The organism is Pantoea sp. ICBG 985, from assembly GCF_002928365.1.
Classification (GTDB): domain Bacteria; phylum Pseudomonadota; class Gammaproteobacteria; order Enterobacterales; family Enterobacteriaceae; genus Pantoea; species Pantoea dispersa.
On record NZ_POWM01000003.1, the window covers coordinates 503,260 to 527,327 of the forward strand.

At 55.1% G+C, this 24,068-nt stretch carries 19 protein-coding genes and 1 pseudogene; 12 read left to right on the plus strand and 8 right to left on the minus strand.

The window, feature by feature from the left end; translation table 11 throughout:
* Positions 1–75 precede the first annotated feature (75 nt).
* Complete coding sequence (locus C1Y42_RS11845; protein ID WP_021508717.1) at positions 76–1,002, plus strand: LysR family transcriptional regulator; 927 nt, start codon at positions 76–78, stop codon at positions 1,000–1,002.
* 6 nt (positions 1,003–1,008) lie between these two features.
* Here C1Y42_RS11845 and C1Y42_RS11850 read toward each other — a convergent pair whose 3' ends face one another.
* The 3 genes from C1Y42_RS11850 to C1Y42_RS11860 form a co-directional block, all read right to left on the minus strand.
* A complete protein-coding gene (locus C1Y42_RS11850; RefSeq protein ID WP_276591575.1) occupies positions 1,009–2,334 on the minus strand; it encodes an MFS transporter in 1,326 nt (441 codons plus the stop codon).
* 269 nt (positions 2,335–2,603) lie between these two features.
* Positions 2,604–3,389: a type I methionyl aminopeptidase gene (gene map / locus C1Y42_RS11855; protein ID WP_021508715.1), complete on the minus strand. Its 786-nt coding sequence runs from the start codon at positions 3,387–3,389 to the stop codon at positions 2,604–2,606.
* Positions 3,386–3,631 carry a ParD-like family protein gene (locus tag C1Y42_RS11860; protein ID WP_010615787.1) on the minus strand — a complete coding sequence of 82 codons (246 nt, stop codon included), beginning with the start codon at positions 3,629–3,631 and terminating at the stop codon, positions 3,386–3,388. Before C1Y42_RS11860 ends, map begins: the two co-directional genes overlap by 4 nt.
* Before the next feature lie 291 nt (positions 3,632–3,922).
* Here C1Y42_RS11860 and C1Y42_RS11865 point away from each other — a divergent pair, with 291 nt between their 5' ends.
* The 7 genes from C1Y42_RS11865 to cobA all read left to right on the plus strand — a co-directional run bounded on the left by C1Y42_RS11865 (position 3,923) and on the right by cobA (position 15,871).
* Positions 3,923–5,146, plus strand: coding sequence for a nitrate regulatory protein (locus C1Y42_RS11865; protein WP_021508714.1), 1,224 nt, complete (start codon positions 3,923–3,925; stop codon positions 5,144–5,146).
* A 262-nt stretch (positions 5,147–5,408) separates the two neighbouring features.
* Positions 5,409–6,671 (plus strand): CmpA/NrtA family ABC transporter substrate-binding protein, encoded by a 1,263-nt coding sequence (locus C1Y42_RS11870; protein ID WP_058770491.1) that lies wholly within the window; start codon positions 5,409–5,411, stop codon positions 6,669–6,671.
* Positions 6,671–7,543 carry a nitrate ABC transporter permease gene (gene ntrB, locus C1Y42_RS11875; protein ID WP_058758656.1) on the plus strand — a complete coding sequence of 291 codons (873 nt, stop codon included), beginning with the start codon at positions 6,671–6,673 and terminating at the stop codon, positions 7,541–7,543. The genes C1Y42_RS11870 and ntrB overlap by 1 nt, the downstream gene beginning before the upstream one ends.
* Positions 7,544–7,553: 10 nt before the next feature.
* Positions 7,554–8,342, plus strand: coding sequence for an ABC transporter ATP-binding protein (locus C1Y42_RS11880; RefSeq protein ID WP_021508711.1), 789 nt, complete (start codon positions 7,554–7,556; stop codon positions 8,340–8,342).
* A 10-nt stretch (positions 8,343–8,352) separates the two neighbouring features.
* Positions 8,353–12,426 (plus strand): nitrite reductase large subunit NirB, encoded by a 4,074-nt coding sequence (gene nirB / locus C1Y42_RS11885; protein WP_104093532.1) that lies wholly within the window; start codon positions 8,353–8,355, stop codon positions 12,424–12,426.
* The gene (locus C1Y42_RS11890; protein ID WP_104093533.1) at positions 12,423–15,044 is read left to right on the plus strand and encodes a nitrate reductase; all 2,622 of its coding nucleotides are present in this window, start codon (positions 12,423–12,425) and stop codon (positions 15,042–15,044) included. Before nirB ends, C1Y42_RS11890 begins: the two co-directional genes overlap by 4 nt.
* Positions 15,041–15,871 (plus strand): uroporphyrinogen-III C-methyltransferase, encoded by an 831-nt coding sequence (gene cobA, locus C1Y42_RS11895; protein WP_104093534.1) that lies wholly within the window; start codon positions 15,041–15,043, stop codon positions 15,869–15,871. Before C1Y42_RS11890 ends, cobA begins: the two co-directional genes overlap by 4 nt.
* A 580-nt stretch (positions 15,872–16,451) precedes the next feature.
* Here cobA and C1Y42_RS24055 read toward each other — a convergent pair.
* The gene (locus C1Y42_RS24055; RefSeq protein ID WP_104093535.1) at positions 16,452–16,715 is read right to left on the minus strand and encodes a tyrosine-type recombinase/integrase; all 264 of its coding nucleotides are present in this window, start codon (positions 16,713–16,715) and stop codon (positions 16,452–16,454) included.
* Positions 16,716–17,009: 294 nt separating this feature from the next.
* On the opposite strand from C1Y42_RS24055, the gene C1Y42_RS23875 reads away from it, so the two are divergent.
* Entirely contained in the window at positions 17,010–17,342 is a 333-nt protein-coding gene (locus tag C1Y42_RS23875; protein ID WP_233210712.1) for a transposase, read from the plus strand.
* A gap of 154 nt (positions 17,343–17,496) precedes the next feature.
* Here the strand turns inward: C1Y42_RS23875 and C1Y42_RS11910 are convergent, their stop codons facing one another.
* Positions 17,497–17,787, minus strand: a complete 291-nt coding sequence (locus C1Y42_RS11910; RefSeq protein ID WP_104093536.1) for a DUF1330 domain-containing protein — start codon at positions 17,785–17,787, stop codon at positions 17,497–17,499.
* A gap of 70 nt (positions 17,788–17,857) precedes the next feature.
* Here C1Y42_RS11910 and C1Y42_RS11915 point away from each other — a divergent pair, with 70 nt between their 5' ends.
* On the plus strand, positions 17,858–18,361 hold the full coding sequence (locus C1Y42_RS11915) for a MarR family winged helix-turn-helix transcriptional regulator (protein WP_104093639.1): 504 nt from the start codon (positions 17,858–17,860) through the stop codon (positions 18,359–18,361).
* A 660-nt stretch (positions 18,362–19,021) separates the two neighbouring features.
* Positions 19,022–20,971: an SIR2 family protein gene (locus C1Y42_RS11920; protein ID WP_233210713.1), complete on the plus strand. Its 1,950-nt coding sequence runs from the start codon at positions 19,022–19,024 to the stop codon at positions 20,969–20,971.
* Between the two features lie 146 nt (positions 20,972–21,117).
* Here C1Y42_RS11920 and C1Y42_RS11925 read toward each other — a convergent pair whose 3' ends face one another.
* A complete protein-coding gene (locus tag C1Y42_RS11925) occupies positions 21,118–21,585 on the minus strand; it encodes a GNAT family N-acetyltransferase (protein WP_058775119.1) in 468 nt (155 codons plus the stop codon).
* 230 nt (positions 21,586–21,815) lie between these two features.
* Complete coding sequence (locus tag C1Y42_RS11930) at positions 21,816–22,823, minus strand: NAD(P)-dependent alcohol dehydrogenase (RefSeq protein ID WP_058775133.1); 1,008 nt, start codon at positions 22,821–22,823, stop codon at positions 21,816–21,818.
* Between the two features lie 94 nt (positions 22,824–22,917).
* Here C1Y42_RS11930 and C1Y42_RS11935 point away from each other — a divergent pair, with 94 nt between their 5' ends.
* Positions 22,918–23,820, plus strand: coding sequence for a LysR family transcriptional regulator (locus C1Y42_RS11935; RefSeq protein WP_058775118.1), 903 nt, complete (start codon positions 22,918–22,920; stop codon positions 23,818–23,820).
* Here C1Y42_RS11935 and C1Y42_RS24010 read toward each other — a convergent pair.
* Positions 23,794–24,021: pseudogene (locus tag C1Y42_RS24010) on the minus strand (hypothetical protein); the annotation flags it as partial. The gene C1Y42_RS11935 and the pseudogene C1Y42_RS24010 sit on opposite strands and share 27 nt — an antisense overlap.
* Between the last annotated feature and the right edge of the window lie 47 nt (positions 24,022–24,068).

Consider the following 24,068-nt stretch of genomic DNA (forward strand, 5'->3'; position numbering starts at 1 on the left):
TGTTAATATGCTTGCCTGTGCAAATCCATCAGCAAGAATGCAGCCAGGTGTTGCAAAAAACCGTACAGGTGAGCAATGAGCCCGTTTTCCCGCTTTGCCGTCTATTTTGCCGAAGTGGCGCGCAGCGGCAGTTTGCGCAAAGCCGCTGAGCAGCTGCACGTTTCCGCTTCTGCCATTAACCGGCAGATTCTGCAGGCGGAAGAGAGTTTTGGTACGCCGCTGTTCGAACGTTTGCCGGAAGGGCTGCGCATGACCACCGCCGGAGAATTGCTGTATGACGATGTGATGCGCTGGCAGCGTGAGTTTCGCGTCACGCGGCAGCGCTTTGATGATATTCAGGGGCTGAAGCGCGGTAACGTAACGGCCGGGCTGGTGCAGTCGCTGACTAAAGGCAGCGTGGCAGACGCCATCGCCGATATCGCACGCCAGCATCAGTGGCTGCGGCTGGAGCTGACGGTGGACAACAGCCACCGCATCAGCCAGATGATTCGCCAGTCGGAAATCGATTTTGGCCTGATTCTCGATCCCGCCGGGCAGAGCGGACTGGAAGTGCTGGCGTTTGCCGAACTGGAGATGGGCGTGGTGATGGCCGCCGACCATCCGCTTAGCACGAGGCCGCTGCTATCGCTCAGCGAACTCAGTCATGAGCGACACATTGTGCCTGGCGCCGCGCTGGTGGTCCACGAACGTGTCGATGCGCTGTACCGCAAGCAGGGTCTGGCGCCGGAAAACATTATCGCCTGTAACGACATCCGCCTGATTCGCAGCCTGATCGCGCAGGGCACCGGCATCAGCGTGCTGAGCCTGCTGGACGTGATGACCGAGGTGCAGGAGAACCAGCTCTGCTTCGTACCGCTCAGGCACAGCGTGATGCGACCGCTGACCCTGGCGCTGTGTACTGCGCCGTCGCGCCAGCTATCGCGGGCGGCGCAGATGGTGATTCAGCGTATGACTGAGGTGATCGAGGCGATGGCCAGTGTCAGGCCCGCAGGCGGGCCGTAATCACGTTCAGTGCCCGGTTTCGGCATGCGGCGCGCGGGTTTTGCTGGCACCGGCACCGCCCGATGGACGGGCGATAATAATACCGAGAATACCGCCGGCAATCAGCGCCATCGCCACAATCAGCAATCCTGAGTGATAACTTTGCGTCGCATCTTTCATTTTTCCCAGCAGCGGCGGTAAACCCAGTCCGACAAAGTTTGCCACCGTATTGATAAAGGCAATCGATGCCGCAGCGGCTACGCCAGCTAATTTTTCCGTCGTCACGGCCCAGAATATTGGCGTCAGGGCAAAGTTAAGCCCGACGGTGAAGACCAGCAAAATATAAGCCAGCAGCAGGCTGCCCGAATAAATCGCGCCGGTTAATGCCAGGCCCGATAAAATTAATGGCAAGCCCATATGCCAGGCGCGTTCACCGCTGCGATCGGAATGGCGTCCGTTTAAATACATAAATACGCAGGCCATCACAAAGGGCAGGGCGGATAACAGGCTGATAATAAAATTGCTCTGCTCTGCGGCCATGCTTTTAATAATCAACGGCATAAACAACGTAATACCGATCGAGCCAAACGCCTGTAAGAACCACACCAGACTGAGCAATAACACCGTGCGATCTTTTAATGCCTGCAGCCAGGAGTGGTTCTTATTCAGGGTAACACCCAGATTGTCCTGTTCGAGGCGCTGACGCAGCCAGTGTTTTTGCGGTGTAGTTAACCAGACAGCATCGTCGGGCTTATCGGGTAAGCGCCACAGCACCAGACAACCAAGCACCACTGCAGGAATGCCTTCCAGCGCAAAAAGCCAGCGCCAGCCTGCGATATCGGCAATGCCATGCATATTGAGAATGGCACCGGAAATGGGCAGACCAATAATCGACGCGCCTACCGATCCCATATAAAAGAAAGACATTGCCCGTGCGCGGTTACTTTTAGGGAACCAGCAGGAAATATAATAGATAATACCCGGCGCAAAACCGGCTTCGGCCATACCGAGTAAGAAACGCATCACATATAACTGATTGGCGCTATGAACCAGCGCCATGCCGGTACTGACAATGCCCCAGGTAATCATAATGCGCGCTATCCAGCGCCGGGCGCCGACTTTGGTCATAATGACATTGCTGGGAATTTCGAAAAGAATGTAGGAAATATAGAACATGCCGACACCGAGGCCGTACATGCTGGTGGTAAGCCCGAGGTCGGCATTCATTTGCAGCGCAGCGATAGAGATATTGGTTTTATCGAGATTAGCGACAAAATAACAGATCACGATAAACGGGATGATGCGCTTATTTAATTGACTCAACGTAGAACCAGAAACATCGGAACTTATCATATCCACCTCGTCACGCAGCATTACGCCACTCCGCGCCGGCAGACGGGCGCAAGGGCAGCGATGTCATGAATGATCTGTTTCGCTTGCTAAGCAATAAATGAAGTGCAGCCGAAAAATAAAAATCATTTTATTTCGGCCACGCGGCAGCATTAACTATGCCGATAGTGATGTTGCACATGAGCGATATAAATCGTCATGAGTTAGCAGTGTAGTACAATCTATTTTGATTGTACTACAATAGAGATCACAGATTGGACGATTGGCAGGCGTTAAACGATCGCGGCGTAATCACCGGTACCCTCCGGCCAGGGTGTGAGCAGGTCGAAGCCGGTATCCGTGACGGCTACAGTGTGCTCCCACTGCGCGGACAGGGAGCGATCTTTGGTCACCACCGTCCAGCCATCAGACAGCACGCTGGTGCCCGCTTTGCCGGCGTTAATCATGGGCTCAATGGTAAAAATCATGCCAGCCTGCAGTGCCAGCCCCTGGCCGGGCGTACCGTAATGCAGAATTTGCGGATCGCCGTGGTAGATCTCGCCGACGCCGTGACCGCAATACTCGCGTACCACGGAAAAACCGGCCTTTTCAGCGACCTGCTGAATAGCCGCACCGATATCGCCCAGCGTTGCACCGGGTTTCACCATCCGAATGCCTGCCACCATTGATTCATACGTCACGTCAACCAGGCGCTTAGCGCGTACCGACGGCTGACCAACGAAATACATGCGGCTGGTGTCGCCGTACCAGCCGTCTTTGATGACCGCCACGTCGATATTGACGATGTCACCGTCTTTGAGCTTTTTCTCGCCCGGAATACCGTGGCACACCACGTGATTGACCGAGGTGCAAACGGTACGGGTGTAACCCTGATAGCCAATGTTAGCCGGAATGACCTTTAGCTCATTGACAATATAGTCATGACAGCGGCGATCCAGTTCATCGGTGGTAACGCCGGGTTTCACCCAGGGCGCGATCATCTTCAGGACTTTGGCGGCGGCGTGACCGGCGGCGCGCGCCCGTTCAATCTCTTCAGCGGTATGCAGTTTGATACTCATTGCGCGATTCCCTGCGGAATAAAGGAAGGTTGGTCAAGCAGCTGCGCCAGTTCAGCGCCGCCATCACGTTCGACCCGCATCAGCAGACGCGTCAGTTCCTGATGGCTGAGCTGCGGATAAAGTTCGGCCAGCATGCCGATTTTCATCCAGTGCTCCGCCTGCGCGTTGATCGAACGACTGAGCGCCGTGCTGGCGATGCGCAGGTTCTCATGCATTAAATCCGATATTTTGACGATACCCATAACTGGCCTTTATATGAAACGTATATGATATGTATATAGCATATCCACAACGGCATGATTTGCAAGGTCAGATTTTCGCCTGTGCGAAAATTTGCGGAATTTGTCAGAAAATCAAATACATTGTTTAGACCACTACGTTCTCGTCTCCACGCGGACCGGGATACTTTTTGGTCATAGAAAGATTTTTATGACCGGGCAGCCGCTGCGATTCTCGTGAAGAGAAATGAGGTGATACGAAAACGGCACGGCTTTTGCTTGACTCACTTTTTGGCATCAAAGGGTGGGGGAGCAATGGATGACGCACTGAGTTGGTTACAGGCCTCAAGGCAAAGCGATATTGCCAGCCTGCAACGCCTTCGCCAGACCGGCAAACTCATTACCACCGTCAGCGAGCTGGTGCATCAGCTTCAGCGCGAGCGGGGGGCGAGCAATCTGTGGATATGTTCAGAAGGCAGGCTTTACGGCGAGCAGCGGCTCGCCAGTGAGCAGGATGTGACGCGCTGCCAACGGGATTTTTGCCAGGCCTTACCCAGGGTTGAAGCCCAGCCGGGATACAGCCGCTTCTGCAACCTGATCGCCGCCGCGCTGCAGGCCCTGGCCGGATTACCGGCGTTGCGCCAGCAGATTACGCAACAGCAGATCGCGCACGCGCAGGCCGTTGCGGCGTTCAGTACCATTATCCGTAGCTTACTGAACCTGGTTTTTGAGGCCGCCGACACCGCCAGCCATCCTGACATTACCCGCGCGCTCATTGCGCTGTTCAGCTTTATGCAGGGCAAAGAGCTGACGGGACAGGAACGCGCCCTGGGAGCGGCCGGCTTTGCTGCCGGACAATTCAGCGCGGAGCAGCGCAGCGCCATGGTGGCCTTAATTGAAGCACAGGAACAAAGCTTTTCGACCTTCCAGCAGTTTGCCGATGAGGCGGTTTTACACCACTGGCAGCCGCTGGCGCAGGCCAGTCGTGAAATTGAACGACTGCGACGCATTGCCTGTACCGACGGTCGGCGGGACGACAGTGGCGCGCTGCACTGGTTTTCGCTGCTGTCACAGCGCATCGACCAAATGAAATTGCTGGAGGATCGGCTGTCAGCCACGCTGATGTTGCGCTGCCGCGAGGCGATCGCACTGGCACAGCATCAGGCAGCTGAACCTCTGCATGTGGCGCAGTCGGGCTGCGATTTTACATTATATGTCTCCGGGGTGGACTGGCTGCCCACCGAGTCCGGTGCGCTGAACAGCGACGGGCTGGCACCCCAGCTGGGTCGTTCACTGCTGTCGTTGATCACGGAGCAGTCTCAGCGTTTACAGCATCAGGCCAATGAGCTGGCCACCCTGCGCGCCACGCTGGAAGAGCGCAAACTGCTCGACCAGGCCAAAACCTGGCTGATGCAGCAGCATGGGCTGAGTGAAGAGCACGCCTGGCAACGGCTGCGTAAAAGCGCGATGGATCAGAATAAACGGCTACCGGAAATCGCCCAGGCGATCGTCACGGTGGCAGCCACAATGAAGAGATAACTCTAAAGCGTTAGCTGCACAATGCTTGTGCGTGGTCTGCGTCACAAACGTGCAAAATCGGTTAAAAAACCAGCCCGGCGAAAGCCCTGATCGCCACGCGCAGGGCCGTTTCAAAGCTGGCATGCAGTTTGCTTTACCCTATTAAGTGTATGCATTTGCTTTGCCAACGGCGGTAAAGCGAGTGCTTTTGGATAAAGGCGTCCATCTCCCTGTGAAAGCAGTGGAGAGGACGCCTTTTTTTATTTCCTGAGGGTGGCAAAAAATGAGCAAATCGCCAGTTTCACTGTCTCGACGTCAACTGCTGTTATCCAGCGCCGCCGCTGGCGGGCTGTGGCTGTTGCCGGGATTGCGCAACGCCGTATGGGCGGCGGGTTCCGATGCGCCAGAAAAAGCCACCGTGCGGGTGGGATTTATTCCACTGACCGACTGTGCGCCGGTCGTCATGGCCTCGGTGAAAGGCTTCGACAAAAAATATGGTCTGACGCTACAGCCCAGTAAAGAAGCCAGTTGGGCAGCCGTCCGCGACAAACTGATCTCCGGTGAGCTCGATGCGGCACACGTCCTGTACAGCATGATCTATGGCCTGCAACTGGGCGTTGCCGGCCCTCAGCATGCGATGGCGAACCTGATGACGCTCAATAACAATGGCCAGGCAATCTCCCTGTCGAACCAGCTTAAAGCGCAAAAGGTCACCGATGCCGCCAGCCTGAAAAAGACCATCGACAGCAAGGCCAAAGGCAGTCTCACCTTTGCGCATACCTTTCCGACCAGTACCCACGCGATGTGGCTCTACTACTGGCTGGCGAATGCCGGTATCAATCCATTTGATGACGTGCGCACTGTCGTCGTGCCGCCGCCGCAGATGGTGATGAATATGAAGATTGGCAATATGAGCGGCTTCTGTGTGGGCGAGCCGTGGAATCAGCGCGCTATCAGTGATGATATTGGTTTTACCGTCGCTACCAGTCAGCAGATTTGGCCCGATCACCCCGAAAAAATTCTTGGCACCCGCGCCGCGTGGGTGAAAGAGAACCCCAATACGGCGCGCGCGCTGACGGCGGCTGTCCTGGAGGCGGCACGCTGGATCGATGCCTCCGATGATAACCGCCGCGAAACGGCGCAGGTGCTGGCCGGACGCGCCTGGATCAACACCAAACCTGAGATTCTGCAGGGTCGCATGCTCGGCCAGTACGAAAACGGGCTGGGACAGAAATGGCAGGACCCGCATGCGATGCGCTTCTTCCATGACGGCAGCGTCAGTTTCCCGTATCTGTCCGATGGCATGTGGTTCCTCACCCAGCTTAAGCGCTGGGGAATGCTGACCGAGGATCCGGACTATCTGGACGTCGCAAAGCAGATCAACCGAATTGATATCTACAAACAGGCAGCGAGCGCCGTCGGCAACATCACGTTGCCCGGCAGTGAGATGCGCAGCAGCACCCTGATCGACGGCAAGGTGTGGGATGGCACGAATCCTGCCGTTTACGCCGCCAGCTTTGCCATTAACCACAAAGAGAGGTCGTGATGAAAAGCCAGACTCGCTCCCTGACGCAGCCTGAGACGCTGCCCACCCGGGCCACGGTGGTGCCCCTTCAGGTCACGCCAAAAAAGATGCGCTCGCCTGCGCGCCTGCGTCCGTTTTTGCAGCGTGCCATTCCCGCGCTGTGCGGTGTGATGCTTCTGCTTCTGATCTGGCAGATCGCGGCCCTTTCCAGCAAAGGCTTTCCCGGCCCGTACGCCACCTGGGAAGCGGCGAAAATCCTGTTCGCCGATCCGTTCTATAACAACGGCCCTAACGATCAGGGCATCGGCTGGAATGTGCTGGCCTCGCTGCAGCGCGTCGCTATCGGCTTTGGCCTGGCCGCGCTGGTGGGGATTCCCACAGGCTTTCTGCTGGGGCGTTTTGCCTTTGTGGCACGCATGTTCAATCCGGTTATCGCGCTACTGCGTCCGGTCAGCCCGCTGGCCTGGCTGCCTATCGGCCTGCTGCTGTTCCAGCGCGCCGAACCGGCCTCCAGCTGGACCATTTTTATCTGTTCTATCTGGCCGATGATTATTAATACCGCCGAAGGTGTACAGCGCATTCCACAGGATTACCTCAATGTGGCGCGCGTGCTGCAACTGTCGGAATGGACCATCCTGCGCCGCATCCTGTTTCCCGCCGTTCTGCCTGCGGTGCTGACCGGGGTCCGCCTGTCGATTGGTATCGCCTGGCTGGTGATCGTGGCTGCCGAAATGCTGACGGGAGGCCTGGGGATCGGCTTCTGGATCTGGAACGAGTGGAACAACCTCAATGTTGAAAACATCCTGATTGCCATTTTGCTGATTGGCGTCGTCGGCCTGCTACTGGAGCAGGGACTGATGCTGCTGGCGCGTCGCTTTAGCTGGGATAAATAAGGGGAACACTATGCAACCTATCATTCGTGTACAGCAGGTCAGCCAGCGTTTTACCACTTCCGGCGGCGATTTTCTGGCGCTCGATAATGTCAGCTTTGATATTCATCAGGGGGAAACCCTGAGCCTGATCGGCCACTCCGGCTGTGGTAAATCCACGCTGCTCAACCTGATCGCCGGTTTAACCCGACCTACCAGCGGCGTCCTGTTATGCGATAACCGCGAAGTCACCGGCCCCGGCCCTGAGCGCGCCGTTGTGTTTCAAAACCACTCGCTGTTGCCCTGGCTGACGGCGTATCAGAACGTTGAGCTGGCGGTAGAGCAGGTGTTTAAAGGCAAGATGAACAAGGCGGAAATGCGTGACTGGATCGAGCACAACCTGAACCAGGTGCAAATGAGTCATGCCATGCATAAACGCCCCGGCGAGATCTCCGGCGGCATGAAGCAGCGTGTCGGTATCGCCCGCGCGCTGGCAATGAAACCTCGCGTGCTGCTGCTCGACGAACCCTTCGGTGCGCTGGATGCCTTAACGCGCGCGCATCTGCAGGACAGCGTCATGCGCATCCAGCAGGCGCTGAACACCACCATCGTCCTGATTACCCATGATGTGGATGAAGCCGTGTTGCTGTCCGATCGGGTACTGATGATGACCAACGGTCCGGCGGCGCAGGTGGGCGATATCCTGACGATCGACCTGGTCCGGCCGCGTTCACGCGTGGCGCTGGCGGATGACGTGCGTTATCACCAGCTGCGCCAGAAAGTGCTGCATTTTCTCTACGAAAAACAGACTTCGGCGGCATAAGGACGACACCATGAGACAACGGCTGCTGGTTGCGGGTAACGGGATGGCGGGCATGCACATGGTAGAAACTCTGTTGCAGCTGGCGCCGATGCGTTACGACATCACTGTGATTGGCCGTGAGCCGCACGGCAACTATAACCGTGTGCTGTTGTCGCCGCTGCTGGCCGGAGAAACCACCGTTGAGCAAACGCTGATCCACGACCCTGACTGGTATCACCGTCACGGCATAACATTGCGGGTGGGAGAGACGGTGGAACAGGTGAATATTGCTGAGCGGACCTTACGCACCGACCAGCGCCTGCTGCACTGGGACCGCCTGGTACTGGCGACCGGATCGCAGCCCTGCAGGCCGTCTGTTCCAGGCAGCGACCTGCCGCATGTCAGCACGTTTCGCACGCTGCAGGATGTGAACACTTTGCTGGCCGGGCACGGTCCGGTAGTGGTGGTCGGTGGGGGCTATCTGGGTATTGAAGCCGCCGCCGGACTTCAGGCGCAGGGACGTCAGGTCACGCTGATTCATCGTCAGTCACGTTTGCTGGACAGACAGCTGGATATCAGGGCAGGGGAATTACTGCTGGCTCAGCTCCGGGCGCGCGGCATTCGCTGTGAACTGAATGCCAGCCTTGCGGCGATCCGCACGGATAGCGTGATCCTCCACGATGGCCGTGTGCTGGCGGCGCAGCAGGTGGTGATGGCCATTGGTGTCCAGCCGGCGATCGCCCTGGCGCAGGCCGCCGGTATTCCCTGTCAGCGCGGCATTCTGGTGGATCGCCAGTTGCGCACTGCGCACGCCGGAATTTATGCCGTAGGCGAATGTTGTGAAATCAGCGGCGAGACCTTCGGTCTGGTCGCGCCCTGTCTGGCCCAGGCAAAGATTCTGGCGGCGCAACTGGCCGATCGGCCTCAGGGAGGTTTCTACAGTGCGGCCACGGGCACCCGTCTCAAAGTCAGCGGCATTTCCCTGTTTAGCGCTGGTGACGTTCGCGAAGCCCCGTCTGTCACCAGTTTTGACCCGATCGCCGGGCACTATCGCCGCCTGTTCCTCAAAGACGGCCGACTGAACGGCGTGCTGCTGTATGGCGACTGCCAGCAAAGTGGCGCGCTGCTGAACCAACTCCATAATGCCGGACCGGTTTCTGTGAATACGCTGTTCGGCCTTGATGAACCTGAAACGCAGCCGCTGGCTGCAGGAAACCCTGTGATGAGCCAAACGAAACCTGTATTAGCCGTGGTGGGTCACGGCATGGTCAGCCACCATTTTCTGGAGCAGCTGGTCGCCCGTAACCTGCATCAGCATTATCACATTGTGGTCTACGGCGAAGAGCGCTATCAGGCTTACGATCGGGTTCACCTTTCTGAGTATTTCACCGGTAAAACGGCAACAGAGTTGTCGCTGGTGAGCGAGGATTTTTTTGCCCGGAACGCAATTGAACTGCGCAGCGGTTGCCGGGTAGAGGCGATCGATCGCCAGCAGCGCAGCCTGCGTGACAGCGCGGGACGTGAGCTGGCCTGGGATAAGCTGGTGTTGGCCACCGGCTCCCGCGCCTTTGTACCACCGGTACCCGGCCATGACGCCGGGCGCTGCTTTGTCTACCGCACGCTGGACGATCTGGATGCCATCGCAGCTTGTGCCCGCCAGAGTCAGCGCGGCGTGGTGATCGGCGGCGGGCTGCTGGGGCTGGAAGCCGCCAATGCGCTGAAGCAGCTGGGGCTGGAGACGCACGTGGTTGAGTTTGCGCCGCGCCTGATGGCCGTGCAACTGGATGACGGCGGGGCGCTGATGCTGCGGCAAAAGATCGACTCGCTGGGCGTGACGGTGCATACCTCGAAGCAGACCGAACAGATTGCCACCCAGCCTGACGGCAGTCTGGTGCTGCACTTTGCCGATGGCGGCGAGCTGGCCACCGATCTGGTGCTGTTCTCTGCCGGTATCCGCCCGCGTGATGAGCTGGCCCGGAGCGCCGACATCAGCGTGGGGCCGCGCGGCGGCATTACCATCAATGATCAATGCCAGACGAGTGACAGCGACATTTATGCTATCGGCGAATGCGCGTTGTGGAACGGGCAGATTTTTGGCCTGGTAGCGCCTGGCTACCAGATGGCGCGTGTGCTGGCCGGGCATCTGGCGGCCGAACCGGCGCAGTTCACCGGTGCCGACATGAGCACTAAACTGAAGCTGCTGGGCGTAGAAGTCGCCTCCTTTGGCGATGCGCACGGCAAAACGCCGGGCAGCCTGAGCTACCACTGGGCCAACGGGCCAAAAGGCATTTACAAGAAGATCGTGGTTAGCGCCGACAATGCACGACTGCTGGGCGGCGTGCTGGTGGGAGACAGCAGCGACTATGCCACGCTCCTGCAAATGATGTTAAACGCCATGCCGCTGCCGACGGCAGCGGAAGCGCTGATTTTGCCTGCGTTGAATGGCGCGCCGGCCAAAGGGTTGGGCGTCGCTGCGCTGCCGGACAGTGCCCAGGTGTGTTCCTGCCATAACGTCAGTAAAGGCGATATCTGCCATGCGGTGCAGAGTGGCTGTGGCGATATGGCCAGTATAAAAAGCTGCACTAAAGCCGCAACAGGCTGTGGCGGCTGCGCCGCGCTGGTAAAACAGGTGATGGAGCTTCAGCTGGAAAACCTGGGCGTCGCTGTTAAAAAAGACATCTGTGAGCACTTCGCCTATTCCCGTCAGGAGCTGTATCACCTGATCCGTATTAATGGCATCAAAACCTTTGACGATCTGCTGGCCAGCCACGGACGGGGTTGTGGTTGCGAGGTATGCAAACCGCTGGTGGGGTCGCTACTGGCCTCGTGCTGGAACGATTACCTGCTGAAAACGGCACATTTACCGTTACAGGACACGAATGACCGTTACTTTGCCAATATCCAGAAAGATGGCACCTATTCGGTCGTACCGCGCGTGCCGGGGGGCGAGATCACGCCACAGGGCCTGATTGCCATCGGCGAAGTGGCCGTGCGTTACGATCTCTATACCAAAATTACCGGCGGCCAGCGTATCGATCTGTTTGGTGCGCGGCTGGACCAGCTGCCTGCTATCTGGGAAACCCTGCTGGAAGCCGGTTTTGAAACCGGTCATGCCTACGGAAAATCCCTGCGTACGGTGAAATCCTGCGTCGGCTCGACCTGGTGCCGTTATGGCGTGCAGGATTCTACCGCCTTCGCCATCGCGCTGGAGAACCGGTATAAGGGTCTGCGCGCACCGCATAAGATCAAGATGGCGGTGTCCGGCTGCACCCGCGAATGTGCGGAAGCACAAAGTAAAGATATCGGGGTCATCGCCACGGAAAACGGCTGGAACCTGTACGTCTGCGGCAATGGCGGCATGAAGCCGCGCCATGCGGAACTGTTTGCCAGCGATCTGGACGATGACACGCTAATCCAGTACGTCGACCGGATTCTGATGTTCTACGTGCGCACGGCGGATCGCCTGCAGCGTACCAGCGTCTGGATGGATAACATGGAGGGCGGGCTGGACTACCTGCGTGAGGTGGTGATTCATGACAGCCTGGGGATCGCCGCCACGCTGGAACAGGAAATGCAACAGGTGGTGGACACCTGGCAATGCGAATGGCAGACCACGCTGGCCGATCCCTCGCGACGTGCGCTGTTTACCGCCACAGTGAACAGCGATCAGCCGGATGAAACGCTGCACTATGCACGCGTGCGCGGACAGCGCCAGCCACACAAGGCTAGTGGTATTCCCCTGATGCATCTGCCCGCCGAACCCTGGAGCGAAATCTGCCCACTGGAGGCCATTCCGCCAGAGGCCGGCATCGGAGCCCGTCTTGGCAGCGTCCGTATTGCCTTATTCCGCATGGGTGATGACTGTTATGCGCTGGAGGATCGTGAGCCGGGCAGCGAAGCCAGCGTACTGTCACGCGGTATCCTTGGTGATGTTGCGGGGGAGCCGGTGGTGATCTCGCCGCTTTACAAACAGCGTGTACGCCTGCGTGACGGACAGAGCCTTGATAATCCCCAGCATCAGCTGCGTTGCTGGCCGGTTAAACTGGAGGACGGCCAGGTCTGGGTCGCAAACCGTCCGCTTAACCTGATGGCGCAGGCATCATGAAAACTACCTGCGCTTATTGCGGGGTGGGCTGCGGCGTCGAGGTCACGCAGCCGCAGAGCGCGTCGCCTCAGGTCAGTGGCGATACCCGTCATCCGGCGAATGCCGGGCGGCTATGCGTAAAGGGCGCGGCACTGGGCGAAACCCTGACACAGGCCGGACGGTTGCTGCATCCTCAGCTTCATCACCAGCGGGTCAGCATGGAGACGGCACTGGATGCCGCGGCTGATGGTTTGCGCAGGATTATCGATGCGCATGGCCCGGAGGCGGTGGCTTTCTACGGTTCCGGCCAGTTGCTCACGGAAGATTACTATGTGGCGAACAAGCTGATGAAAGGCTTTCTCGGCGTCGCCAACATCGATACCAATTCACGCCTGTGTATGGCCTCCGCGGTGACAGGCTATAAACGGGCATTTGGGGCGGATGCCGTACCGTGCTGTTACGAGGATCTGGATGAGGCCGAGGTAGTCATTCTTGTCGGCTCGAACGCCGCCTGGGCCCATCCGGTGCTGTTTCAGCGCCTGAAACAGGCAAAAGTGCAGCGCCCTGAGATGCAGGTTGTGGTTATCGATCCGCGCCGCACGGCCAGTTGTGAATTCGCCGATCTGCATTTACCGCTCCGGCCGGGCAGCGATCCGGCCCTGTTCTCGGGCCTGCTGCACTGGCTGGAACAGCATGACGGCATTGACGTCACGATGCTGCCGCATCTGGACGGTGTAGACACAACCTTACGGGCCGCGCGGCAGTGGGATGGTGCGGCGGTGGCAGCCCATTGTGATATCAGCCATGAAGTGATCGCCGCGTTCTACGGGTTGTTTACCCGGCATGAGCGCGTACTGACCTTATGGTGCATGGGCATTAACCAGTCACAAAGCGGCAGTGACAACAACAATGCTATTCTCAATGCGCACCTGCTGAGCGGCAAGATTGGCCGACCCGGCTGCGGCCCGTTTTCGCTGACCGGACAGCCGAATGCGATGGGCGGGCGGGAAGTAGGGGGGCTGGCCAACCAACTGGCGGCGCATATGAGTTTCACCGCAGAAGATTGCGACCGTTTACAGCGTTTCTGGCGCAGTCCGCGTATGGCGCGTGAGCCCGGCCTGACGGCGGTTGATCTGTTTGACGCCATTGACCGTGGAGCAATCAAAGCTGTGTGGATTATGGGCACCAATCCGGCGGTTTCGATGCCAGAAGGCAATCGCATTGCCCGGGCGCTGGCTGCCTGTCCGCTGGTAATTGTGTCAGACGTGCTGGCGCAAACGGATACCACCGCCTTTGCGCATATTTTGCTACCCGCGCAGGGCTGGGGGGAAAAGAACGGCACCGTGACCAATTCTGAACGCCGGATTTCCCGCCAGCGCGCGTTTATGCCTCCGGCCGGAGAAGCTAAACCGGACTGGTGGTTACTCGCGCAGGTCGCCCAGCGTCTGGGCTTTCATGAAGGCTTTACCTGGACGCATCCGGCAGCCATCTTCCGCGAGCATGCGGCGTTGTCGGGGTTTGAGAACAACGGCCAGCGCGCCTTTGATATCAGCGGTCTGGCCGGTATGAGCGACGCACAGTGGGATGCGATGAAGCCGGTACAGTGGCCAATCAACGCTCGTTATCCCGAGGGCTGCGCCCGGCTGTTTAGCGACCGGCACTTTTACCATCCTGATGGTAAAGCCCGCCTGTTGCCACCGGCCACGCCGCAGCCAGTGGTGTGCGAAACGGCTTACCCGTTATTAATGAACAGCGGACGGATCCGCGATCAGTGGCACACCATGACGCGTACCGGCCTGGTTCCCCGGCTCATGCAGCATTGTGATGAGCCATTTGCAGCCCTGCATCCGCAGGACGCACAACGCTATGGCCTGTGCGCGGGCGCACTGGCACGGGTGCAGTCCGACGCGGGCTGGGTGACGGTGCGTGTGACGCTGGACAGCGGTCTGCGGCGCGGTGAGATCTTTGTCCCTATGCACTGGAACCGACAGTTCAGCCTGCAGGGCACGGTTGGCGGACTGGTGGCTTCAACCCGCTGTCCAGTCTCGGCACAGCCTGCATTTAAACAAACCGCTGTGCGTATCCACCCGCTCAACGTCAGCTGGCAGGGCTGGCTCTGGCAGCGCGACGCAAGCCCGCCTGATGCGCTGCGCTACTGGGCGCGAACACCCTATGAGGGCGTGCAACGCTTTAGCGTGGCTGGAGACGGTTCGCCAGAACAGTGGCTCATGGCAACGATCCCGCTGGCCGGGCTGCAACTGCAAACCGCTCATGCGGCGGAACCGCATTACCGCCTGCTGGCCTGGCGTAACGGTGAGCTGCACCTGGTCTTTTATGCAGGCGCGTCTTTACCCGAGATCAACCATGACTGGGTTGCTCAGGCTTTTCGCCAGGCACCTGTGAATGCGGCGGACCGGCATGCTCTGCTGGCGGGACAATCGGCACAACGTGCCGTGGCTGGCCGGACGATCTGTAGCTGCTTTGGCGTTGGGGAAAACACCATCTTACAGGCGATTAAACAGGGCTGTCACAGCACTCAGGCACTGGGTAACGCACTCAACTGTGGTACCAACTGCGGCTCCTGCCTGCCGGAGCTAAAACACCTTTTGCTTTCCGTTGCTGTACCGGAGGAAGAATGATGATTGCGATCAACCCTTTAGATAAACTGCTGGCGCCGGACAACGCGTCCAGCCCTGGCAAAGTCTGGCTGGTAGGGGCCGGACCGGGGGATGTGGATCTACTGACAGTCAAGGCGCTGCGCCTGCTGCAACGTGCGGATGTCGTGGTCTATGATCGCCTGGTCAGCGAAGCGGTGATGGCGGAAGTCGCCAGCAGTGCACTCTGTATCGACGTGGGTAAACAGCCGGGTCATCACGGCCTGAAGCAGGCTCAGATTAATCAACTGCTGGTGGACCTGGCTGCCAGCGGGCGCAATGTCGTGCGTTTAAAAGGCGGCGATCCCTTTATCTTTGGCCGTGGCGGTGAAGAGATGGTCAGCCTGCAGCAGGCGAATATTGTCTGCGAAGTGGTGCCCGGTATTACCGCCGCAGTGGGCTGTGCGGCTGCCAGCGGCATTCCGCTGACGCACCGTGACTGTGCCCAGTCATTGCGCTTTATCACCGGACACGGGCGCAGCGGCGAACCGCAGCTGGATGCGGCGGCGCTGACCGCGACCAATCAGACGCTGGTGTTTTACATGGGATTAAGCTGGAGCAGCGTGATTAGCGCCCGGTTACGGGAATATGGCCGCAGCGAGGCGACGCCGGTGGCGATCATTGAAAACGGTACGCGTCAGAACCAGCGGGTGCTGATCACCACGCTGGCCGGGTTGCCTGAAACTGTTGAACAGCAAAAACCGGTGTCGCCGTCGTTACTGATTGTGGGCGATGTGGTGCGCTATTACCGTGCCGATCGAGTTGCAACGCATGGGTGTGAATTGGAGTTAAGTGATATTGCAGCGCACTGATGCTCACCGTGCCGAAGGAAGGGACACGGTTTCTACGGCTGGGGGTGAGACGGTCGTAAAAAGCATTATCTGCGAATCTGTAGTGACAGCCCCTATCATAAGTGCCTTTCGCATAAAACTTATTCCTGTCAGTTACCTCACTCAGACATTTTTCTTAAGATTTTACCCTAAATAAACGCTATCGCTGCATTACAAAACCGGCAATCTGTCGGACACTGAGGCCCGTTTGCATGGTATCCAGAACGCTTCACCATAACCTGATGTTTACCACTGCCAGTCGCGCCATGCTTTTTCTTCTCAGTCCAGGTAAACTTTATTCTGGCTGGTAAGGGCGGGCCGAAATCCGTCCGAAAAAGGCCAAAGAAAAATCTCACTGTCTGATTATAAAGTTATGAATTAGTAAGTATTACTACCATTTATATGCAGGCATCGTGCCCATATATCGTTGAATTTTCTGGATTAAGCGGGCGGTTTTTAACAAATATGATACATATACCGCATATTCAGAAATGCATGATTTGCAAGTTCAGATTTTCGCCTGTACGAAAATGTCCGAAATTTGTCCGTAATTACATATGCCTCATACCAGTACGTACTCATCGCCACGGAAGTCGGGATACTTCTGCGTCATCGAGAGATTCTTATGACCCAGCAACCGCTGTGTAAACACCTCACCATAATGCGCTTCAAATAACCTTCCCGATAAACTGCGGATCTCATGGAAAGCTGGCGGGTTGTCCGCCTCATCCAGACCGCAGCGGGTTCGCGCCTGCGTCAATGCCTGCGTCAGATTTTCCGGGCGTACCGGACCGGGTCTCCGTGAGCACGACTCCGTATATACCAGGCGAACTGGCGTGACACTCTATGTGAGAGGAGTGAAATCATGTTTCCAGTCGGTATCGCTGGGATGTGCTGCTGGCTGACGCTATGCGGGGGGAAAACCGGCTCGAAAAATATCAGTCTACTGACACGCCTGCAGACGTCATCGGTTCATGCATCAGGATGGCGCAGCTGCTCCATGAAGAAGTGAGAAAGATTGAATGGCAGGTTAAAGCGGACATTCAGGCCAGCCCAGACCTGAAACGGGATTGTGCGCTGCTGACGTCGATTAAATCTGTCGGGCCCCACTGGGATGCACATGCTGGTTGTGCTGCGGAGCCATAACGTTGAATCAGCAGATCAGGCTGCGGCTTTTCCAGGCATAGTGCCTCTTGAAAAACGTTCGGGGACGGCCACGCATATCTTAAATCGGCCGCCTCAGCTCAGAGCAAAGCTCTACATGTCTGCCCTATGCGGAAAAATTAACAATAAACGGATGCGTAATATCTACAAGGAAATGTGTCTCAGGGGCAAACCTGAAATGGTAGCCATCGGTGCACTGATGCGAAAACGGGTTCACCGGTGTTATGGCGTACTGAAAACGGCAACAATTTTTTGTGATCTGGAATCAAGAGTTGCACTTAACGACTGATTTATATGAATCTTATTTTTATACCCTATCCAGGGATGCAGGTTTTGTCTTCATCATAAACAGGCTCTGCGCAGGATATTTTTGGTTTCCTGGCAAAGCCTTAGGAGGCACAGCATGTACTCAAAAGAATCTGTCTGTATTCCGGGAAAGGATCTCAGTCGGTTTCGACAATGAACATCCGTGCTTCCTGAGCTTCCCGGCGTTCGGTCTTGATGGGGGCGTATTTTTCAGAGTTGTAGAAGGCTAACGCCTGGTTAAGGGTTGGAAACTCAAATACGCCAGCTAATGGCAGTGGCACCTCATCGCCTTCAAGAACCTCCGAGACGGTGCCAAAATGCAGGATTCGCCCGCCAGCTTCTTTCAGAGCTGCCTGAAACCGGGGAGCCAGTTTAGACTGCCTGTCAGGGTCGATAACACGCAGATTGATATGCACGTATGCAGGCATGATGCTTCTCCAGTTGTTAAATAATGCATATACAGTATTATTCATTAATCGGGATTTCAAGAGGTACCTCATGAGCGGTTTTGATCCAAAGTATTTCAGGGATGTAGCAGCAGAATGTCCGGGATTTCAGGCTCGTGCCACGGCGCGCGCAGTCACGCGCTACTACAATGTCTGTTTCAAATCGCTCGGTTTGACCGCCGAGCAATTTAGCCTGTTGGTCGGAATTGGAGCTTTCGAGGGCGCCACAATAGTTGATCTTGCGGTCAGCGCGGGTGTTGATGCCACAACCCTGAGCCGAAATGTTCAGAACATGGAATTGAGAGGTTTAGTCCGTTCCGAAGGTGGACGCGGCCGCGCAGGAAAGCGGCTAAATCTGACGGATTCCGGATACCAGCTCATGGCAGAAGCCTTGCCTGTATGGAAATCAGCTAAAGATAAGTTGTCCATGAAGATGGGTGATGACCGACTTCAGTCAGCAACACGGGCAATGGAGGAGTTAGCCAGGGCAATAAATATCGACCAGAGCCCTGAAGCAGATCGCAACTCCCACAATAAAAATACGGTAGCTGAATGACAATTCCCCCGTATCAGCACTCCTGATTGAGCATCTTGAAAAAATAGGTTTCCTCAATATGAACGATTTTTTACCTCATTTTTTTGGGCATGCAGAGCGTTCCGGTGTGAAGGTGAACGGTGCCGTACGCCCGTCGTAGCCGGTTACAGCCGTATAAATCGCGCCATACCCTACCTTCCCTGTTTATGCCCAGAAAGTGCGGGCATGCTCATATCAATGTCAGCACTGAGCTAAGCAGTTATTCCCAAAAAATAGGTGTGGGGTATGGGGGCTTATAAACACGGGACGAGTGAAGGGTTACATGCTTTCACATACTGACCATGGGGATGTTGGTACTTTGTAAAAATGCATGCTGAATGTCCGTTTTGTGCCAGAAGCGGACATTATGGACATTAAAAACGCACTAGGCCTGAAATTCATTAGCATATAGTTCCTATGAGAGATACTGACATCGGTATCTGGGTGGTGAGCTTATTTCTCCTATGGTGACAATAAACTGCAAAGCTGAACTGAGCTGAACGTCAGCGGCTGTACGTCTTGAAAATTAGTTATCGATTTTAAACTCGACCGCAGGTTACGCATTTGTGCTTTTTTGACGGTTTGAATTACCAGAAAAATTAAGGCATTAATAGCACATTTAAGCAGCCTAAAGGTAAAACTATGGAAATGGATGACTGGTGGTTTGGTTGGAAGGGGTTCACGCCCGAGTGGCCCTGCCCGGGCAAGGTTGTATTAATGGTTGGCGCGGGAATTTCGATTGAGTCCCCTACGCAGTTACCTGGAGGATATGATCTAACTGAAGCTCTGCTCGACCATTTATTAGACAACAAAGCGGCTTCCGAAATAAAAACGGTATTTAGCCAATGCAATCAATGGATGGGGCGAAGCCTGCCACGCTTAGAACATGTGCTCGATAAAGCGTTTGAACCTTCAACCATTGAAGGCGCTGAACGTAGTGGTTCCGCGCGGGAACTGCTGCGTATTTTTTCCCACCGTCCTCCGAATGCAAATCATCACCTGATTGCCGATTACCTGATTAAGCACCGTAGCTGGTGTATTACCACCAATTTTGATGATTGTATTGAACAGGCGGGTTGTCATCAAATCCCTGTGCATGTGATCGATCCTGATACCAAAGCTTTTGACATCCTGCATCGAGAATACGGCGAAGACTGGGGTATTATCAAGATACATGGCACCATAGAGCATGGCTGCTCTGGACTTGGTGCAACGCTTGCAGACCTGGAACACGGACTACCGGAGGTAATTAAAACTTTGCTTGAGCAGGTAACCGTTCAGGCAGATTTAATGGTGGTAGCAGGCTACAGCGGTACCGACCATTTTGACGTTAATCACTGGATCCGTGAGCGCTGGAATGGAGATCGTTCGACCCGGTTGGTATGGATTGGCCACAGCTCGGAAGTAAAGCAAGAGTTCTGGCGACCCGACGATCAGGAAAATCGTGAACCGATGGTCTATTGGCAAGGGGCCTTTGGCGGTATGAAGATTCAATACGGGCCAACGGCAGAACTATTGACCTCTTTACTTGGAGTTTCTAGTAGGACTTTGGCCGATACAGGAGAGGGTAATGATTGGTGGCGAATTGCGCTAACTGAATATTACATCCCGACTGAGAAAGAAAAGTACCTTACCGGTACACGCCTGGCCAGCTCTATGGGTCTTGGCCAACTAGCCGAAGAGCAGCTCCGCTATTTGAAACGCCGGCTGGAGAACGACAATTTGTTAGTGCCTTTTGAAGCTGAGATTTACTACTCCCGTGGATTTATTGCAGGGGCGCTACTGATACAGAACTATCTAAAATCCCCGCACGAAAAAGTTAGAAACGTGAATCGTACAGGCCTGATTCGGGCTAAAAATAAACCTGCAACAGCGCTTTTATTTTATCTTGCTCGGTGGTTAAGGGGCCCACTCAAAGTCTCATTTGATGAGCAAATCGATGCGTTTGGCTGTATGCTCGATATCGCTGAACGGAGACAAAAATGGCGACTCTGGCAGAGTAAACCTTTGCGATGTCTCAGCGAAAAGATATGCATCCTTTTCCGTAGGTATTTCATGAGGCTTGAGAATACTAAGCTGCCTCTGTATCTGCATGGAAGATTACAAATGCAGTCCATTCGCTTGGGCACTTTGTTTTATGACGAAGAGGTTTTTCCCTTTGGAGAGGTCTGGAATTTGCTGTATCGCGAGAGCAATCCGCCGAGTTTTTACACTCCGTTCGGCCCGGCAATCCCTGGTTTTTATCTTACTGAACGCAGCACTGCCCGTGAAGAAGATCGCATAGCAGACTTGGCACTGGCCAATATTAATTACGTCAATATCCTGCTTTCCGCTCTGCGGCGTCGCTGGCCTAAGGGCAGCAAAAGTGTGTTTAAAGAAAGACAGCAGAAGGATGGGTATTTTGATTCGGGAGAGTATGTTGTTACGTATATCGTGCGATTATTAAATGAAAGCTCCCAAATCATCAGTGCACTAAATGCACCGCATTTGCAGATCCATGTAGCCAGAGCATGGATTAGGGCGGATAGCATTTTGGCGGTATCGAATATTGGAAACAGCAACGGCTTTATCTTGGTACTCCACCCTCGCTAAAGAGCGCTTAGGTATAAGTATGCACTTCGAACTTCCGCTCTTCGCTCATAGCGGACATCCGTCTGTCGCCAGTCCGCTCAGTGCCAGAAGCGGACATTGCAGATCTGGAGTGTATACGCCAGACTGGAGACAGACAGGAACGCGGGTCAGCCAGTCTTTTTTGCATGAGTGTAAATATCAGGACGTGTGATACTCCATGCATAGTTTTCCCGATTAACAGGCTCGTAGCCAAATTTTTCATAGAGCCAGGGCGCTGTGGTTGTAAACAACATGATCCTGCGAAGCCGCTCAAAAACAGGATGATCATGTATGCATTGCATCACCCATCTGCCCAACCCTTCTCCCTGATATTCCTCCAGGATATAAACATCACAAAGGTAAGCGAACGTAGCGTAATCTGTTATTAAGCGCGCGAAACCAATCTGGGCTTCATCGTGATAAACACCGAAATTAAGGCTGTTTTCAACGGATGCACGGACAAGAGCCAGATCAATCCCTTTTGCCCAGGTTGACCTCGTGAGATAGAGATGGATAGCCTGCACATCCAGTTTTTTTCTGTCTGTACTTATCAGGTAGTTATCTTTATACCACTCATATTTCTCTGAAATACTCACGCTCAATCCTGTTTAAGAATTCCCGGGAAACCTGACCTTATCACCTGATGGAAAATCGGACTATTAATACTTCTTTGGAAAAAAAATGAATCCTGCACTCTTATGCCAGCGTTTCATTCAGCGCTTTTGCGCAGCGGGCTCCGTTTCCTGGAAAATAGTGTCCATCATTACTGGACAGGAGTAATCAGCCGGTATCAGGCCCCATGATGAACTCCCCGGCTGATTCAGCGTTATGCATCCAGACTAATAACCACTTTCCCGATATGTCCGGCAGCCTCAAGGTAGCGATAAGCTTTTCGTGTATCGGCAAAAGTGAAAATACGATCAATTACGGGATAAATCGTGGAGGTTTCAATCGCCCTGACCGCCGCGCGCAAATCTGAAGTAGAACCCGTATTGTTACCCACAATATTCAACATCTTTTGCATTACGGGCAGAACAGGCATGCTGACTTCAGCGCCACCAACAAAGCCAATAACGAAAATGGTTCCGTTATGAGCTGCTGCGTTAATCGATTTCGTAAATGTTGAGCCACCCACTGATTCCAGTACAAGATCAGCGCCATGCCCATCAGTCAGCTTAAGCACCCGTTGATCCCATTCGGGCACCTCGTGATAGTTAATTCCTTCATCCGCTCCCAGGGCTTTCACTCTGTCCAGTTTTTCCTCAGAAGAGGAGATGATGATCACCCGCGCACCTGCTGCCTTCGCATATTGCATTGCAAACAGACTCACCCCTCCCGTGCCAAGCAGTAAAACAGTGCTGCCAGGCTGTATTTTACCGCGCACTATAGCGTTCCATGCGGTCGTTGCGGCAATGGGTAACGTCGCTGCCTGTTGCCAGTTGAGAAAATCGGGTATACGCACCAGTGACTCAGCAGGCACTACAGCGTATTCTGCCAGCCCGCCGTTGGTCGTAACTCCGCGTAATATTTGATGATGTTGAGATCGTATTGCTCCAGCATGCCAGTGAGACATCATCCCCGGCACCACACGTTCGCCAATTTGCCAGCCTTCAACTCCCTCTCCAGACTCAACAATTTCTCCCGCGCTGTCTGCACCAGGAATAACCGGCTGCGAAACAGCGCCGAATTTACCAGTGGCCAGCGCCAAATCAAGGTAATTCAGACTTACAGCATGCTGACGAATCAGCACTTCGCCATACCCTGGTTGTGGTGGTGAAATATCACATATTTTTAAGCTGTCTATTCCTGCAGCGGATAAGTGGATAGCTTTCATGGTGTCCCCCTGTTCAATTAATACGATCATTTTGAGGCAGAACTGACGCTATAATGAGCCTGAAAAACAAATAACTGTTGCATGAGGTGCAATAATGCATGACGACGATTATCGTCAGCGGGAGGCTTTTCTTGCAGTAGTTCGCGCTGGCAGCTTTAGTGCTGGTGCGCGCGATTTGGGAAGAGATGTCTCTGTCGTTTCCCGGCGTGTAGCTGCATTAGAAAAACGTCTGGGAATTCGCCTGCTGGAACGCACCACCCGCCGCATACGTCCCACAGAAGAGGGCTTACGCTATCGGCAAAAAATTGAATTGGCAGATGAATTGCTGCGGGAAGCGGAAGAGGAAGCCCGTGATTTGGCAGCGCGTCCGGCCGGGACGATTCGCCTTACCGTTCCCGCCTCATTCGGACGAAAGTGGGTCGTACAGGCCTTACCATTCTTTTTAAAAGCCTATCCTGACATCCGTATTGTGCTGCACTGCAGCGATCGCTACGTAGATTTACTGGGTGATAATTTTGATATGGCAATCCGTATTGGTGTTCTGAAGGACAGCAGATTAATTGCCCGAAAGCTAGCAAATACAAGTCGCATTTTATGTGTCGCGCCGGATTACCTGGAGCGCCATTCTCCTGTAACACACCCTCAGGACCTTCGTAAGCATGATTGCCTGGGTTTCACACCCATGCACAGCTGGCCCGAATGGCGACTCGAGAAAGACGGTCAACAGATAGCGGTACCTGTTAAGACGCGTTACGAGAGTGACGAAATGGATGGGCTTATACTGGCCGCTCAATCGGGTATGGGGATATTACTCGCGGCCAACTGGCTGGTACAGAAAGAACTGGCTGAGGGTTCACTGGTGCCAGTGCTGTCGGACTGGCAGGCAACAGGCGAGGATGGTGTCTGGTTAATGAAACCTTCAAGCCAGTTGCAGTCGGCAAAAATCAGTGCATTAACAGACTGGCTGACTTCATGGTTTTCCACACCACGCTGGTAACCTGCGGGACGCAATATGAAACAGCCTGTCACCTTTTCTGAATGGCAGATGGGTTATGTATGTACAGCTTGTGCAGTCCAGCAGTCGACATACCCCGGAATAATGTCGGCGCTCCTGGAGATAATAACGTATTTCTTCACGCTGATGCCGCTCCACTTCGTCATGGATCACCGGCAGGTTAGATCGCCCTTTATATGCTACGGCAGACTCAGCTTAACCCCCTTAATACTGCTCCGGCGGAATCATGA

Coding starts and splice junctions, on each gene's coding strand:
- C1Y42_RS11845 (WP_021508717.1), top strand. CDS start 76: ATGAGCCCGTTTTCCCGCTTTGCCGTCTATTTTGCCGAAGTGGCGCGC.
- C1Y42_RS11850 (WP_276591575.1), bottom strand. CDS start 2,334: ATGATAAGTTCCGATGTTTCTGGTTCTACGTTGAGTCAATTAAATAAG.
- map (WP_021508715.1), bottom strand. CDS start 3,389: ATGAGTATCAAACTGCATACCGCTGAAGAGATTGAACGGGCGCGCGCC.
- C1Y42_RS11860 (WP_010615787.1), bottom strand. CDS start 3,631: ATGGGTATCGTCAAAATATCGGATTTAATGCATGAGAACCTGCGCATC.
- C1Y42_RS11865 (WP_021508714.1), top strand. CDS start 3,923: ATGGATGACGCACTGAGTTGGTTACAGGCCTCAAGGCAAAGCGATATT.
- C1Y42_RS11870 (WP_058770491.1), top strand. CDS start 5,409: ATGAGCAAATCGCCAGTTTCACTGTCTCGACGTCAACTGCTGTTATCC.
- ntrB (WP_058758656.1), top strand. CDS start 6,671: ATGAAAAGCCAGACTCGCTCCCTGACGCAGCCTGAGACGCTGCCCACC.
- C1Y42_RS11880 (WP_021508711.1), top strand. CDS start 7,554: ATGCAACCTATCATTCGTGTACAGCAGGTCAGCCAGCGTTTTACCACT.
- nirB (WP_104093532.1), top strand. CDS start 8,353: ATGAGACAACGGCTGCTGGTTGCGGGTAACGGGATGGCGGGCATGCAC.
- C1Y42_RS11890 (WP_104093533.1), top strand. CDS start 12,423: ATGAAAACTACCTGCGCTTATTGCGGGGTGGGCTGCGGCGTCGAGGTC.
- cobA (WP_104093534.1), top strand. CDS start 15,041: ATGATGATTGCGATCAACCCTTTAGATAAACTGCTGGCGCCGGACAAC.
- C1Y42_RS23875 (WP_233210712.1), top strand. CDS start 17,010: ATGCTGGTTGTGCTGCGGAGCCATAACGTTGAATCAGCAGATCAGGCT.
- C1Y42_RS11910 (WP_104093536.1), bottom strand. CDS start 17,787: ATGCCTGCATACGTGCATATCAATCTGCGTGTTATCGACCCTGACAGG.
- C1Y42_RS11915 (WP_104093639.1), top strand. CDS start 17,858: ATGAGCGGTTTTGATCCAAAGTATTTCAGGGATGTAGCAGCAGAATGT.
- C1Y42_RS11920 (WP_233210713.1), top strand. CDS start 19,022: ATGGAAATGGATGACTGGTGGTTTGGTTGGAAGGGGTTCACGCCCGAG.
- C1Y42_RS11930 (WP_058775133.1), bottom strand. CDS start 22,823: ATGAAAGCTATCCACTTATCCGCTGCAGGAATAGACAGCTTAAAAATA.
- C1Y42_RS11935 (WP_058775118.1), top strand. CDS start 22,918: ATGCATGACGACGATTATCGTCAGCGGGAGGCTTTTCTTGCAGTAGTT.